The following is a 12,983-nucleotide window of genomic DNA, read 5'->3' as shown; positions in this document are numbered from 1 at the left end:
GCGAGACACGGGGCCGATCCCTTCCGCTCGGCAACCGCCCTGCTCGGAGGGGGTTTCCCAAGTGTTTCCCGTTGCCCGGTGGGACGGGGCTACACCTGGATCTCGACGAGCGGGGTGGTGGTCGGCCAGGCTGCTGCCCGACCACCACCGATTCATCGAGACCAACCAGACCAACAGGAAACGGGGGTTCCGGCATGGTGAGCCGGACCAATGTCATCCGCACACTGATCGCCCTCATGGCCCTGCTCTTCTGGGCGCCGGTGTCCACGGCCTCGGCGGCACCGGCCGCTCCCGCCGCCGGCGACTGCCGCCCCCTCGCGTCCGGCGCCTCCGCCGCGGCCGAGCGGGCGATCGCCGCCGCCTGCGCCGAGGTCGCCGCCGGCACCTGGTACACCTGGGGCGGCGGCCACGGCGCCCAGCCCGGCGCCACGTACGGGCAGGTCGACCCGACCGACCCGGCCAGCGAACACGACCCCGAGCGGCGCGGGTTCGACTGCTCCGGCCTCGTCCGGTACGCGTACGCCCAGGCCACCGGCGGCACGGACATCCTCAACGGCGTCGCCAGCCAGCAGTTCTACACGCACCGCGCCGCCGCCCGCTTCACCGCCGCCCAGGGCCTCGCCCCGCTGCTGCCCGGCGATCTCCTCGCCTACGGCAAGGACTCGACGGACATGCAGCACATCGCCATCTACCTCGGGGCCGGCAAGATGGTCGAGGCCAGGCAGTCCGGCACCAAGCTGATGGTGAGCGACGTCCGCCTGGGCAGCACCTACTTCGGCGCCGTCCGCGTCAACACCGGTGAGCCCACCGGCCACATCCACCAGACCTGGGGCACCGGCGTCTGGACCAAGGCCCTGCCCAGCATCGGCGCCCGCCGCGTCTACGCCTTCCCGTACTCGACCACCATCCGTGTGTACTGCCAGAAGCACGCGGAGCTGGTGAAGGCGGAGGGCTACGAGAACGACGTCTGGTCCTACCTGCCGGACTACAGGGCCTGGGTCACCAACATCTACATCAAGGGCCCGGCCTGGCTGGCGGGCGTACCCGACTGCAAGGACGTGCCGCCCATCTCCTGACAGCCTCATGCCGGTGACCGTCGGGGGGCGGCCACCGGCACAGGCGTCGCCCGGCCCGTACGCTGCGTCAGCGTACGGGCACATTCTGTGGACAGTACGCACACCTTCCCGTCACGCTGGGTGCCGTCGGGGCATGGGGGCCACAGCGCACGAAGACCGGAGGTGGCCGCGGATGACGGGCGGCGGCATGGGCAACGACTACGACGAGGTACTGGCCGACGAGGGGACGGTGGTGGACCGCGAACCCGACCCCTCGGACAGTCTGCGGACGTGGGGCGCCGTGACACAGGCGCTCCGCGAGCACGCCGGGTACAGCCGGGCCGAGTTCGCGGATCTCGTCCGCTTCTCCCGGCACACGGTGGAATCGGTGGAGCAGGGGCGCCGGATGCCGGACGCGAACTACGTGGAGCGGGCCGACGAACTGCTGGGGGACACCGGGGCGTTGCGCAAGTCGTCGCAGTATGTGACGCGAGGGCGGGGAGACGTGGGCCTCGCGGCCTGGTTCCGCCAGTGGGCCCGGCTGGAGCGGGTCGCGGTGAGTCTGTGCACATACGAATGCAGGCTGGTCCCGGGCCTGTTGCAGTCGCGGGACTACGCGCGGGCGGTCTTCGAGGGGACCGTCCCGGTGACCCCGGACGACCAGCTGGACAGCTTCATGGACCGCCGGATGGAGCGTCAGCGGATGCTGTTCGAGCGGCCGACGACACCGTTCAGCTTCATCGTCGAGGAGCATGTGTTCCGGCGGCGGTTCGGGGACGACGCGCGGATGCGAGGGCTGTTCGACCACGTGCTGGAGCTGAGCGCGCCGCGCAATGTGACGCTCCAGATCGTGCCGTTGGAGGCCGGGTTGCACGCGTGTCTGGACGGGCCGGTGCGACTGCTGGAGACGCCGCAGGGGCAGCGGCTCGCGTACTCAGAAGGCCAGCAGAACGGCCGTCTGATCTCCGACTCGAAAGAGGTGAGCCTGCTCCACCAGCGCTATGACACACTGCGCTCGCAGGCCCTGAATGCCAGGGATTCGCGGGCGCTGCTGGAGCGACTCCGAGGGGATCTGGACCTATGAGCACGACGGAACTGGCGTGGTTCAAGTCAAGCTACAGCGGCAGTCAGGGTGACGACTGCGTCGAAGTCGCCGTCACCCGGCAGGCCGTGTGCGTACGGGACTCCAAGGACCTGGCGCTTCCTCACTTCGCGGTCGGACGTGAGGAGTGGTCGCGGTTCGTGGGGTTCGTGGGACACGAGGGGCGCCGGCAGGCGGGCCTCACCGCGTAGACCACGGCGGTGGGCGCCTCCCGCTGGGGAGCGCCCACCGGCCGCACCGGTCACGGAAATGGACCACCACAGGAAGATTTCAGCCCACTACAGGGCGGGGTGGGGTCCGTACGTTCGTCGTATGCCAACCAGCAAGCACCTCCTGACCTCGGTTCAGGTGGCCCGCTTCGTCGCGCAGGGATTCCTGCGCCTGGACGGGGTGGTGCCGCAGAACATCAACGAACGGGCCGTCACCGCGCTGGCCGAGGGCCTGCCGGGAGTGCCGTACGGCACCCCGCTGAGCGCGGCCTTCCCGCCCGACACCTTCGTCCACGCGCTGCTCGAACTGCCGGTCGTCGCCGGTGCCGTGGAGAGTCTGGTCGGACCCGAACCGACCGTCGACCACCACGCCGTGCACGTCCGCGAGCCCCACGAGGGTCACGCGCAGGACCTTCACGCGGACGCGATCATCGACGTACGGCCGGACGCCTTCGACATCCAGCTCATGTACTACCCGCACGAGGTGACCGCCGAGATGGGCGGCACCCTCAGCGTGCCCGGCAGCCATCTGCGCCGGATCAACGAGACGGACATCGGCCGCGTCCAGAACCTGCGGGGGCAGACCCGGCTGACCTGCCCGGCCGGCACGGTCGTCCTCGTGCACCACGGCATCTGGCACGGCGGCCGCCGCAACGACACCGCGCGCCGCCGCTTCATGTACAAACTGCGCCTCAACCCGACCGTGCCGCAGGTGCGCCTCTGGGACACCACCGACCTGCACGACCCGGCCGTCACGGCGGAGCTGGACACCCACTTCCCGTGGTACGAGCAGGCCACCGGCCGACTGGAGATCTACAACCGGGTCCTGCTGTGGCGGGCCCTGACCGGTGACGAGTCGTTCGACGTCGAGTACTGGGTCACACGCGTCAGCAACCGGCCCGCCCTGAGGAGTCACGCATGAGGCAACAGGTCCTGGTCCTGTATCTGTCGACCTCGGCGCTCGACTCCCCGGTCGTGGGCTGGTCCCGGTACGACGGGACCGGCCGGACCCGTCCGACGGCGGGAGACAGCGACGAGCCGCCCTACCCGACGGGGCTCGACGCGCTGCTCGACGGGTGGCGCCTCCTCCAGGCGTCGCAGCTGCTGCCGCCCCGGTCCGGCCACGAGTACGACGTCTCCTTCCTGAAGCACGAGTTCTTCTTCGAGAAGCTGGAGGAGACCTCTCCGGGCTGATCCCGAGACCGTGGCCCGGTCGCGGAGCGAGCGAACCGGGCCACGGGAGTCCTGGATCAGTGGGTCGGTGGCCGTGGTTCAGTAGCCGTAGATCATCTTGTAGGCGACCTCGGGCAGGAACTGACCGGCCGAGGAGCCGGATCCCACACCGCAGTTGCCGTCCGACTCGCCCGGAACCTTGATCCACAACAGCATCTCGGCGCCGCCGCCGATCTGGGTGGCGGGACCGATGCGGCGGCCCGAGGGGTTGCACCACTGGCCGTTGGAGCCGTTGCCGTTGCGGCTGGTGTCCACGACGAAGGGCTTGGTGTAGCCGTAGCGGGCGCTGAGTTGACTGTTGACCGCGTTGCCGTAGGCGGTGTTCTCGGCGGTGGTGAGGTAGTTGGAGACGTTGAGCGAGAAGCCGTGGGCCTGCCGGACGCCGGCCTCGTGCAGGCGCCGGGCCATGGTCGCCGCGTCCGTCCAGGCGGGGTTGCCGGCGTCCATGTAGACCCAGGTGTTGGGGGCCTGGCGGTTGAACTGGGAGAGGGCGCCGCCGAGCATGGCCTGACGCTCGGCGATCTGCGCCTGGTTCATGCAGCCGTAGTCCCCGAGGGAGTCCGGTTCCAGGATCACCAGGGCCGGGCGGTTGCCGATCCCGCCCGCGAACTGGGCGATCCAGCTCGCGTAGGCCGACGGCGAGGAGGCCCCGCCCGCGGAGTGCCCGCCGCAGTAGTCGCGGTTGTAGATGTTGTACGCGACGAGCAGGGGCAGCTTGTCGCGGCTGTCCGCGGCGCCCGCGTAGGCGCTCGTGGCGGTGCCTATGGCCCCGCTCCAGGAGCCGAACCAGCGGGCCGTCGGGGTGTTGGCGATGGAGGCGTTGATCGCGGACGCCCGGCCGTCACCGGGGTTGGCGGCCACCCACCGCTTCGCGCTGGAGTCGGGGTCCACGTAGAACCCGCTGGTCATGGTCGTCGGGTCGGCGGCATGGGCGGACGGGGCGGCGGCGAGCGCGAGCGGCAGAGAGCAGAGCGCTGCCATCAGGGCGCGGAGCCTGCGGCGCATGACATCACCTCGGATTCCTGGCAGGGATGCGTCGCACGTTCTCGTCCCGAGCGTGCGACGCGCTGAGGAAGTGCGGTGGTTCGACGTGCCCAGAGAGGTGGGAGCGCTCCCATTGGAAGCGCTTCCAGTGCTGCCTGTGATGCTGAGAACCTAGGGGGTGTGGTCGGTATCGTGTGGCTGACCGGTAGAGCTGTCAAGAGTCGAGGTGTGAATCTCCCTCTGTACAGGGCGACTTCGAGGCTCTACGGTCCCTGTGACCGGAAGCGCTCCCAGTTTTCGGCCAGGGGGGAGACACATGGTCATGACGGGCGATCCGCCGCGTCGGCAGCCCACGCTCGACGCCGTGGCCCAACTCGCGGGCGTCTCCCGCTCCGTGGCCTCCCGTGTCCTCAACAACGCGCCGCACGTCAGCCGGGGGAAGCGCGAGGCCGTCGAGCGGGCCGTCCGGCAGCTCGGCTACGTGCCCAATCCGACCGCCCGCGCGCTGGCCACGCGGCAGACGGGAGCGGCCGCGCTGGTCGTCTCGGGAGAGGACCCGTCGATCTTCGCGGATCCGTTCTTCGCCCAGGTGATCGTGGGGGCGTCGGCCGCTCTGGAGGAGGCCGACCTGCATCTGATGCTGTGCCTGGCCGCGACCGACCGGGGCCGCAGACGGGTGGAGGAACTGCTGCGCGGCAAGGGCGCCGACGGCGTCATGCTGATGGCGCTGCGCGAGAACGATCCGCTGACGCGGACGGCCGAGGAGGCGGAGATGCCGGTGGTGTTCGGCGGCCGCCCCGTCGGTTCGGCCCCGCGCTGGTACGTGGACGTCGACAACACCGGGGGAGCGCGCGAGGCCACCGAGTACCTGCTCTCCCTGGGCCGGACCAGGGTGGCCGCGATCTGCGGGCCGCTGGACACCGAAGTGGGCCGCGCGCGGTACCGCGGCTACCGGGACGCCATGCTGGCCGCCGGCCACGAGCCGTTCCCGCCGCACGAGGGCGACTTCACGGAGCCCGGCGGGGCCGCCGTCATGGCCGAGCTGCTCGCGGAACGCCCGGAGGTCGACGCGGTGTTCGCCGCCAACGACAACATGGGGGCGGGGGCGCTGCGGACCCTGCGGGAGGCGGGGCGGCCGGTCCCCGACGACGTCGCCGTGGTCGGGTTCGACGACCTGGCCGTGGCCCGGATCGCCGAGCCGCCCCTCACCACCGTCCACCAGCCGATAACGGCCCTGGGCCGCGAAATGGCCCGCATGCTCGTCGCGCTCGTCAACGGCGGGGATCCCACGCCGCTGATCCTGCCCACCCGCCTGGTCGTCCGCGCCAGCGCCTGACTGCCCGACGGCCCATCAGGGGGCGCTCGCCGGGGCGAGGCCGGGACCGTGTCGCCGGGCGGTGAGGTCGTTCGTCCCGATGGGGCGCCGCTCGGCCGGGACGAACGGCGGGGCGCCGCTCGGTAGACGCGGCGCCCCGCCTCTGTCGTGGCCCAGGTCGGTCAGGGGGCTTCCTTGCGGAGTTCCTCCAGCCGCACCGGCCGGTGCTCCGCCACCGACAGGGTCGCCGCCTCGGCGATCCAGCTGGCCTCCAGGGCGTCGGCGACCGTGCAGGGGGAGGTGCGGGTGCCGGCGACGACCTCGGTGAACGCGGTGAGTTCGGCGCGGTAGGCGGGGGCGAAGCGGTCCATGAAGAAGGTGTGCGGGACGCCGGACGGGAAGGTGACGCCCGGCTCGGCGGAGCGCAGCGGGAGCTGGGTGTCGAGGCCGGCGGCGATGCTGTCCTGCATGCCGTGGACCTCCAGACGGACGTCGTAACCCCGGGCGTTGTGACGGGTGTTGGAGATGACACCGATGGTGCCGTCGTCGAAGGTGAGGAGCGCGGACGCCGTGTCGACGTCACCCGCCTCCTTGATGTAGTCCGCACCCTTGTTGCCGCCCGTCGCGTACACCTCGACGACCTCGCGGCCCGTCACCCAGCGCACCACGTCGAAGTCGTGCACCGCGCAGTCCCGGAAGATGCCGCCCGACACCGCGACGTAGGCCGCCGGCGGCGGGGCGGGGTCGAGGGTGGTCGACCGCACGGTGTGCAGCGCGCCCAGCTCACCGCTGAGGACGGCCTCGCGGGCGGCCACGCAGCCCGCGTCGAAGCGGCGGTTGAAGCCGATCTGGGCCTCGATGCCGCTCTCGCGCACGGCCTGCAGCACGGTGAGGCTCTCCTCGACCGTCTTCGCCACCGGCTTCTCGCAGAACACCGGGACGCCCGCCTCGACGGCGGCCAGGATCAGCCCCGGGTGCGCGTCGGTGGCGGCGGTGATCACGACACCGTCGATCCCGGAGGCGAACACCGCCTCGGGCGAGTCGGCCACGGTGGCACCGAACTTCTCGCCGGCCGCCTGCGCCGCGGCGGCCACCGGGTCGGAGACCACCAGCTCCTCCACGACGTCCAGTCCGGCGAGAGTCCCGGCGTGGAAGGCGCCGATGCGGCCCAGCCCCAGGATGCCAATGCGCATGACGAGTGTCCCTTTCGAAAGTGCAGATGAAACAGGTTGGAAGCAGGTCAGTCCGAGGCGCCGACGACGTTCTGGTCCCAGTCGATCACCGAACCGGTGACCACGCCGCTGCGGTCGGACAGGAGGAAGACCACGAAGTCGGCGATCTCGTCGACCTGGCCGAGCTTGCCCATCGGGAGGCCCGCGGCGGCCCGTTCCCGCCAGTCGTCGTCCGCGTCGTGGAACTCGCGCTGGATCGCGTCCTCGCCCTCGGTCTCCGTCCAGCCGATGTTGAGGTCGTTGATCCGGACGCGGTCCCAGCGGTGGGCGTGGGCGGCGTTGCGGGTGAGTCCCGCGAGGCCGGCCTTCGCGGCGGAGTACGGGGCCAGGTGCGGCGGGCCGCCGTGCGCGCAGTTCGAGCCGATGTTGACGATCGTGCCGGGCGCCGTGCGGGCCACCAGGTGCTCGACCACGGCCTGCATGGCGAAGAAGGGGGCACGCAGGTTGATCGCGATGTGAGCGTCGAACAGTTCGGGAGAGGTGTCGAGGAGCGAGCCGCGTGAGGTCAGGCCGGCCGCGTTGACGAGGCTGTCGACCCGGCCGTGTGCGGCGATCACCTGCTCCACGGCGCCGCGCACCTGCGCCGGATCCGTCAGGTCCGCTTGGACGAACGTCGCGCCGGTGTCCGCCGCGAGCCGCTCGCCGACCTCGGCTCGGCGGCCGGTGAAGGCGACGGTCGCGCCCTCGCGCAGGGCCGCCCGGACGACGCCCGCGCCGACGCCCTGGCTGCCGCCGTTGACGAGGACGACTTTGTCCTCCAGTAGGGCCATGGTCTTCCTTTCGATCGGCACCGGCGGGTCGTGCCGGGGCCTGTGGCGGTCTGGTCGTAGGGCCTTTCATGGTTTCCACAGCGCCGCCGCCTCTGTCAGTCTTGGGGCGCGGCCCCCCTCGTACAACCCGCAGCGGACCATCAAAAACCCATCATCCGGTTCACCGTCGCCCACCGTCGCCCACCATCGAGATCCAGGACACACCGCCATGGCGCACCCTTACACGATCCGTGAGATCGCCCGGCAGGCCGGGCTGAGCCAGGCCACGGTCGACCGGGTCCTCAACGGCCGGGGAGGGGTGCGGGAGAGCACCGCCCGCGAGGTGCACCAGGCCGTGAGGGACCTGGACCGGCAGCGGACGCAGGTGCGCATCGGCGGGCGTACTTTCATGGTCGACATCGTGATGCAGACCCCGGACCGGTTCTCCACGGCGGTCCGCGAGGCGCTGGAGGCCGAGCTGCCGTCCCTGCACCCGGCGGTCGTGCGGTCCCGCTTCCACTTCCGGGAGACGGGGTCGGCCTCGGAGATGGTGCGGGTGCTCGACCGGATCGGGCGGCGCGGCTCGCAGGGCGTGATCCTCAAGGCGCCGGACGTTCCGGAGGTCACCGCCGCCGTCGAACGGCTGGTCGCGGCCGGGGTCCCGGTGGTCACCTACGTGACGGACCTGCCGAACAGCCCGCGCTGCGCGTACGTCGGCATCGACAACCGGGCCGCCGGGGCGACCGCCGCGTATCTGCTCCGGCAGTGGCTCGGCGACCGGCCGGGCGCCGTCCTGGTGACGATAAGCCGCAGTTTCTACCGCAACGAGGAGGAGCGCGAGATGGGGTTCCGCGGGGTGATGCGGGCGGTCGCGCCGCAGCGGGCCCTCGTGGAGGTCACCGACAGCGACGGCCTCGACGCGACCCAGCGGGACCTCGTCCTGGGCGCGCTGGAGCGGGAGCCGGGGATCGCCGCCGTCTACTCCATCGGCGGCGGCAACACCGCGACGCTCGACGCCTTCGCCGCGCTCGGCCGCGAGCCGCACGTCTTCGTCGCCCACGACCTCGACCACGACAACACCCGGCTGCTGCGCGAGCACCGACTCTCCGCCGTGCTCCACCACGACCTCCGCCAGGACGTCCGCCGCGCCTGTCAGGTGATCATGCGCGCCCACCGGGCCCTGCCCGACGAGGGCCCGTTCCTCCCGTCGGCGATCCAGGTGGTGACGCCGTACAACATGCCGCCGGGGGCCGGTGCGGTCACCGGTTGACAGTGCTTCGTCAGGTTGTGGGCTGTGTGTGGCTGTTCCGGGGGCGGGGCCGGGGGAGGGTGCCACTGCTTGCCCGCGGCCGCGCCGACGTCGTGGCCTGCGTCGGCGACCACGACCGGTGCCTCCGACTGCCACTCGGCGAGGGTCTCCGCCCTCACCGAAAGTTGCTCTGTGCTCTGAACCTCCTGTGGTGCCGACCTCATGAGATGGCACAGCTCAAGGCTGTCCCGCAACTGCGACCTCGGCCTAGCCTGAGCCGGCTACCCGGGTACCGATCATCTGGAGAGTGAGACTGCGCCCATGGGCATATCCCTGCGCGAACCTGAGGACAGTGACCTGCCGATCTTCTGGCAGCAGCTGACGGATTCCGAGTTGCGGCAGATGGCCGCTGTGACCCGGAAGTATCACTACGACCGTGGCCACTTCGACCGGCACTGGACCAAGGTGCGCTCGGACCCGTCCGTGATCTTGCGAACCGTTCTCGCCGACGGCGCTGTAGCAGGGCACGCCGCTGTCTTCGGTCCGCCGTCGGAGCGCGAGGTCACGTATGTCATCGGGCGAACCCATTGGGGCCAGGGCATTGCCACCGCGGCCCTTGCCGAACTGATCGAGCTGGAGCCCGCGCGGCCGCTGCACGCCGATGCCGCCGCGGATAACGCCGGCTCCATCCGCGTGCTGGAGAAGTGCGGGTTCGTCGTCACCGGAAAGAGCCGGTGCTTCGCCCGGGCCCGTGACGAGGAGATCGACCTGGTGCGCCTGACGCTGAGCTGAGCATGCCGCCGCCCTAGGGGTCCCCTAGCGCCGCGGGCTCCATACGGGGAGCTCGGCCGCTCTGACCAGGCCGCGCACGTCCAGCCTCCGGCGGCATGACTCGGATGTCTGGTCGACGATCACAGCGCAACCGCCCCAACGACTTCCGCCTTCTTCGACCATGGACTTGACGCTGGCTGCTTGGCTGCCGGTCTCGATCCAGTCGTCGACCAGCAGCACCCGGTCGCCTGCCGTGAGCGAGGCGCGCTGAATGCGAAGTTCATGGCGAAGACGGCGGTAGTCGGGCGGCGTCCGCCTGGTGATCTTCTCACCGGGGAACAGACCGTCCTGCTTGCGTACAGCGATGAAGCCGACGCCGAGCTCAAGGGCGACCGCGGCGCCAAGGAGGAAACCCCGGGACTCGATGCCGCAGACAGCGGTGATCCCTTCACTCTCGAATGTCGCCGCGAGCCCCCTGACCACGCCGGACAGCGCGTCCGGGTCGCGGAAGATCTTCCAGACATCGGCGTGGCCGTCGATCCACCGGAAGTGGCTGAGTGTCAGGTCCCGGGCTGGGTCCGTCATGGTCGCGAGTGTCGCGGCCCGACTGCGTCACGACAACTCATTTCTTCCCCGGCAGGCCAGGCGCGAGTCCGCTCGCTCACATTCGGCTGATGCTTGGCGCCGGTGCAGGCGGATACTGTGCGGCGGAGTGGTGGTCGGGGGAGGGAGGGGGAGGGAGGGGGACGAGTGGGACGCAGCAGGCTGCCTGTGGAGAACGCAGGCAATGGGGATCTCTGTCTCTTCGTCGAGCCGTACTCCGATGTGGCTGAGCCGGGCTGACCGCCTCGGTCTCTGAGCTCGGGCCCGGACGCCTGCCCCTTCGTCTCCAGGGCTGGTGCTCCGCCGTGCTCCCATGCCTGGTGCCGGCGTTGGTCGAACGTACACCGGCCCAGAACGCAAGCCGCCCGAAACGTACGGCGGTACATCGGTCGTGGACCCCGACCGTGTCCACCCGCTCCCGCACCGCCCGGCCCGGTCCCCGTCAGCTCGTGACGAGTTCGGCCGCCCGGCGCTCGCCCGCCCGGCGCTCGGCGGACGTCTCCATGGCCACGGTCACCGTCTCGTTCACGGTCACCGGGGCCATCGGCTCGTGCACGGTCGCCGTCGTCGCCTGCTCGCCGAGGCCCTCCCGGTTGCGGAACAGCCAGACGATGTCCCGCCCGAACGACCAGAGCAGCGAGCCCAGCGCCAGCGCGACCAGGCCGAAGCCCGCCTCGTACGGCAGCAGACCGGAGGCGGCGACCAGCAGGAACACGCCCTGGACGGCGGCGACCGTCTTGCGGGCCATGCTGTGCGGCAGGGAGTTGTTCAGCCACGGGGCGGCCTTCGCGGCGGCCACGAAGACGTACCGCATGAGACCGATCAGCAGTACCCACGGGCCCATCGACATGGAGACGTACACGCTCAGCACCAGGATCAGGAACGCGTCGACCTCCATGTCGAAGCGGGCGCCCAGCGCGGTCGACGTCCCCGTCCGGCGGGCCACCTTGCCGTCGACGCCGTCGAGGATCAGCGCCACGGCGGTCAGGCCGACGAAGAGCGAGACGGGCGGCGAGCTCTGGAAGGAGTCGGCGACCAGCGCGGTGACGGCGCCGACGAGTATCGCCCGGCCGAGCGTGACGCGGTTGGCGGGGCCGAAGGTACGCGTCCTGGTGCGCAGCAGGGCGCGGTTGAGGACCGCCCAGGTGGCGAGCCCGAAGGCCAGTCCGGTCAGCCAGCCCGCCGGGCCCAGTCCGATCGCCGTGCCCAGGAAGGCGAGGAGCAGCACCTGGGCACCCGCGCCCACCGTCGTCTCCGACAGCAACAGTCGGCCGTCGTATGTGTTGATCAGGGCCACCGCATACCTTCCGAACGTGTGACAAGTGGATCATCGCCGCGTACCGTGTCCGCGACTCCCACCGCTGCGTACGTGGCTGACCGCTCGACCGTTCACGGAGACGCACATGAAACCGACAGCCAATGCCTTCTGGCTACGCTCACCCGGGCACGGCGAGATCCGTGAGGAGACGCTCGCCGCACCCGCCGACGGGGAGGTCCTGGTCCGCGCGCTGTACTCAGGAGTCAGCCGGGGCACCGAGACGCTCGTGTTCCGCGGCGGAGTGCCCGAGAACCAGCGCGCGGCCATGCGCGCGCCCTTCCAGGAGGGCGACTTTCCCGCTCCCGTGAAGTACGGCTATCTCAGCGTCGGGCGGGTGGAAGAGGGGCCCGACGCACTGGTCGGACGGACCGTCTTCTGTCTGTATCCGCACCAGAGCCGCTACGTCGTTCCGGTGAGCGCCGTCACCGTCGTGCCGGAGTCCGTTCCGGCGGCACGAGCCGTCCTGGCCGGGACCGTGGAGACCGCCGTCAACGCCCTGTGGGACGCCGCGCCCCTCATCGGGGACCGGATCGCCGTCGTCGGCGGCGGCATGGTCGGCTGCTCGGTCGCCGCACTCCTCGCGCGCTACCCGGGCGTGCGCGTCCAGCTCGTCGACGCGGACCCGGCGCGCGCCGACATCGCCCGCGCCCTCGGCGTGGACTTCGCGCTGCCCGAGGAGGCGCTCGGCGAGTGCGACCTCGTCGTGCACGCCAGCGCGAACGAACAGGGCCTCGTACGCTCCCTCGAACTCCTCGCAGCCGAGGGCACGGTCATCGAGCTGAGCTGGTACGGCGACCGTCGGATCGCCCTGCCGCTCGGCGAGGCCTTCCACTCACGCCGGCTCACCATCCGCAGCAGCCAGGTGGGAACCGTCTCCCCGGCCGGACGCGTCGGACGTACGTACGCGGACCGGCTGGCGCTCGCCCTCGAACTCCTCGCCGACGCCCGCTTCGACGCCCTCGTCACCGGAGAATGCGCCTTCGAGGAACTCCCGGACGTCCTGCCGAAGCTCGCGAGCGGAGAGCTGCCGGGGATGTGCCACCGGGTGCGCTACGACGTCGAGTGAGCCAGTGAGTTGAGCGTTCCGCTTCGCCCCACCGCCCCTGAACTGCCCGAACGGAACGATTACCTCCGAAGAAACCGGAAAACTCGGCTGAACAACG

Annotated in this window: 14 protein-coding genes; 9 read left to right on the top strand and 5 right to left on the bottom strand. The window is 70.9% G+C overall.

Going from position 1 to position 12,983, the window contains the following annotated elements:
• The first annotated feature begins 194 nt into the window (after positions 1-194).
• The 5 genes from K1J60_RS06945 (at position 195) to K1J60_RS06925 (ending at position 3,560) form a co-directional block, all read left to right on the top strand.
• Positions 195-1,076 carry a C40 family peptidase gene (locus tag K1J60_RS06945; protein ID WP_220645403.1) on the top strand — a complete coding sequence of 294 codons (882 nt, stop codon included), beginning with the start codon at positions 195-197 and terminating at the stop codon, positions 1,074-1,076.
• Between the two features lie 172 nt (positions 1,077-1,248).
• Positions 1,249-2,139 carry a helix-turn-helix domain-containing protein gene (locus K1J60_RS06940; RefSeq protein ID WP_220645402.1) on the top strand — a complete coding sequence of 297 codons (891 nt, stop codon included), beginning with the start codon at positions 1,249-1,251 and terminating at the stop codon, positions 2,137-2,139.
• A complete protein-coding gene (locus K1J60_RS06935; protein ID WP_220645401.1) occupies positions 2,136-2,348 on the top strand; it encodes a DUF397 domain-containing protein in 213 nt (70 codons plus the stop codon). The genes K1J60_RS06940 and K1J60_RS06935 overlap by 4 nt, the downstream gene beginning before the upstream one ends.
• 121 nt (positions 2,349-2,469) lie before the next feature.
• A complete protein-coding gene (locus tag K1J60_RS06930; RefSeq protein WP_220645400.1) occupies positions 2,470-3,288 on the top strand; it encodes a phytanoyl-CoA dioxygenase family protein in 819 nt (272 codons plus the stop codon).
• The gene (locus K1J60_RS06925) at positions 3,285-3,560 is read left to right on the top strand and encodes a hypothetical protein (protein ID WP_220645399.1); all 276 of its coding nucleotides are present in this window, start codon (positions 3,285-3,287) and stop codon (positions 3,558-3,560) included. Before K1J60_RS06930 ends, K1J60_RS06925 begins: the two co-directional genes overlap by 4 nt.
• A 78-nt stretch (positions 3,561-3,638) precedes the next feature.
• Here the strand turns inward: K1J60_RS06925 and K1J60_RS06920 are convergent, their stop codons facing one another.
• The gene (locus K1J60_RS06920) at positions 3,639-4,604 is read right to left on the bottom strand and encodes a glycoside hydrolase family 6 protein (RefSeq protein WP_220645398.1); all 966 of its coding nucleotides are present in this window, start codon (positions 4,602-4,604) and stop codon (positions 3,639-3,641) included.
• A 301-nt stretch (positions 4,605-4,905) separates the two neighbouring features.
• Here K1J60_RS06920 and K1J60_RS06915 point away from each other — a divergent pair, with 301 nt between their 5' ends.
• Entirely contained in the window at positions 4,906-5,919 is a 1,014-nt protein-coding gene (locus K1J60_RS06915) for a LacI family DNA-binding transcriptional regulator (RefSeq protein ID WP_220645397.1), read from the top strand.
• A 161-nt stretch (positions 5,920-6,080) separates the two neighbouring features.
• Here the strand turns inward: K1J60_RS06915 and K1J60_RS06910 are convergent, their stop codons facing one another.
• Both K1J60_RS06910 and K1J60_RS06905 read right to left on the bottom strand, forming a co-directional pair.
• The gene (locus K1J60_RS06910; protein ID WP_220645396.1) at positions 6,081-7,091 is read right to left on the bottom strand and encodes a Gfo/Idh/MocA family protein; all 1,011 of its coding nucleotides are present in this window, start codon (positions 7,089-7,091) and stop codon (positions 6,081-6,083) included.
• Between the two features lie 47 nt (positions 7,092-7,138).
• Positions 7,139-7,900, bottom strand: a complete 762-nt coding sequence (locus K1J60_RS06905) for an SDR family oxidoreductase (RefSeq protein WP_220645395.1) — start codon at positions 7,898-7,900, stop codon at positions 7,139-7,141.
• A gap of 208 nt (positions 7,901-8,108) precedes the next feature.
• Between K1J60_RS06905 and K1J60_RS06900 the strand changes: the two genes are divergently transcribed.
• A complete protein-coding gene (locus tag K1J60_RS06900; protein ID WP_220645394.1) occupies positions 8,109-9,149 on the top strand; it encodes a LacI family DNA-binding transcriptional regulator in 1,041 nt (346 codons plus the stop codon).
• Positions 9,150-9,449: 300 nt separating this feature from the next.
• Positions 9,450-9,920, top strand: coding sequence for a GNAT family N-acetyltransferase (locus K1J60_RS06895; RefSeq protein WP_220645393.1), 471 nt, complete (start codon positions 9,450-9,452; stop codon positions 9,918-9,920).
• Positions 9,921-9,944: 24 nt separating this feature from the next.
• Here K1J60_RS06895 and K1J60_RS06890 read toward each other — a convergent pair whose 3' ends face one another.
• Together K1J60_RS06890 and K1J60_RS06885 are read right to left on the bottom strand one after the other, a co-directional pair.
• Positions 9,945-10,484, bottom strand: coding sequence for a phosphoribosyltransferase family protein (locus K1J60_RS06890; protein WP_220645392.1), 540 nt, complete (start codon positions 10,482-10,484; stop codon positions 9,945-9,947).
• 460 nt (positions 10,485-10,944) lie between these two features.
• The gene (locus K1J60_RS06885; protein WP_220645391.1) at positions 10,945-11,799 is read right to left on the bottom strand and encodes a CDP-alcohol phosphatidyltransferase family protein; all 855 of its coding nucleotides are present in this window, start codon (positions 11,797-11,799) and stop codon (positions 10,945-10,947) included.
• 106 nt (positions 11,800-11,905) lie between these two features.
• Here K1J60_RS06885 and K1J60_RS06880 point away from each other — a divergent pair, with 106 nt between their 5' ends.
• Positions 11,906-12,886, top strand: coding sequence for a zinc-dependent alcohol dehydrogenase (locus tag K1J60_RS06880; protein WP_220645390.1), 981 nt, complete (start codon positions 11,906-11,908; stop codon positions 12,884-12,886).
• Positions 12,887-12,983 lie beyond the last annotated feature (97 nt).

Source organism: Streptomyces akebiae (assembly GCF_019599145.1).
In the GTDB taxonomy this organism is placed as follows: domain Bacteria; phylum Actinomycetota; class Actinomycetes; order Streptomycetales; family Streptomycetaceae; genus Streptomyces; species Streptomyces akebiae.
The sequence above is the reverse complement of the archived record's forward strand: the minus strand, read 5'-3'. Positions and strand labels throughout refer to the sequence as shown.

Excerpts from the sequence above, each read along its gene's own strand:
- K1J60_RS06945 (WP_220645403.1), top strand. The coding sequence starts at position 195 with ATGGTGAGCCGGACCAATGTCATCCGCACACTGATCGCCCTCATGGCC.
- K1J60_RS06940 (WP_220645402.1), top strand. The coding sequence starts at position 1,249 with ATGACGGGCGGCGGCATGGGCAACGACTACGACGAGGTACTGGCCGAC.
- K1J60_RS06935 (WP_220645401.1), top strand. The coding sequence starts at position 2,136 with ATGAGCACGACGGAACTGGCGTGGTTCAAGTCAAGCTACAGCGGCAGT.
- K1J60_RS06930 (WP_220645400.1), top strand. The coding sequence starts at position 2,470 with ATGCCAACCAGCAAGCACCTCCTGACCTCGGTTCAGGTGGCCCGCTTC.
- K1J60_RS06925 (WP_220645399.1), top strand. The coding sequence starts at position 3,285 with ATGAGGCAACAGGTCCTGGTCCTGTATCTGTCGACCTCGGCGCTCGAC.
- K1J60_RS06920 (WP_220645398.1), bottom strand. The coding sequence starts at position 4,604 with ATGCGCCGCAGGCTCCGCGCCCTGATGGCAGCGCTCTGCTCTCTGCCG.
- K1J60_RS06915 (WP_220645397.1), top strand. The coding sequence starts at position 4,906 with ATGACGGGCGATCCGCCGCGTCGGCAGCCCACGCTCGACGCCGTGGCC.
- K1J60_RS06910 (WP_220645396.1), bottom strand. The coding sequence starts at position 7,091 with ATGCGCATTGGCATCCTGGGGCTGGGCCGCATCGGCGCCTTCCACGCC.
- K1J60_RS06905 (WP_220645395.1), bottom strand. The coding sequence starts at position 7,900 with ATGGCCCTACTGGAGGACAAAGTCGTCCTCGTCAACGGCGGCAGCCAG.
- K1J60_RS06900 (WP_220645394.1), top strand. The coding sequence starts at position 8,109 with ATGGCGCACCCTTACACGATCCGTGAGATCGCCCGGCAGGCCGGGCTG.
- K1J60_RS06895 (WP_220645393.1), top strand. The coding sequence starts at position 9,450 with ATGGGCATATCCCTGCGCGAACCTGAGGACAGTGACCTGCCGATCTTC.
- K1J60_RS06890 (WP_220645392.1), bottom strand. The coding sequence starts at position 10,484 with ATGACGGACCCAGCCCGGGACCTGACACTCAGCCACTTCCGGTGGATC.
- K1J60_RS06880 (WP_220645390.1), top strand. The coding sequence starts at position 11,906 with ATGAAACCGACAGCCAATGCCTTCTGGCTACGCTCACCCGGGCACGGC.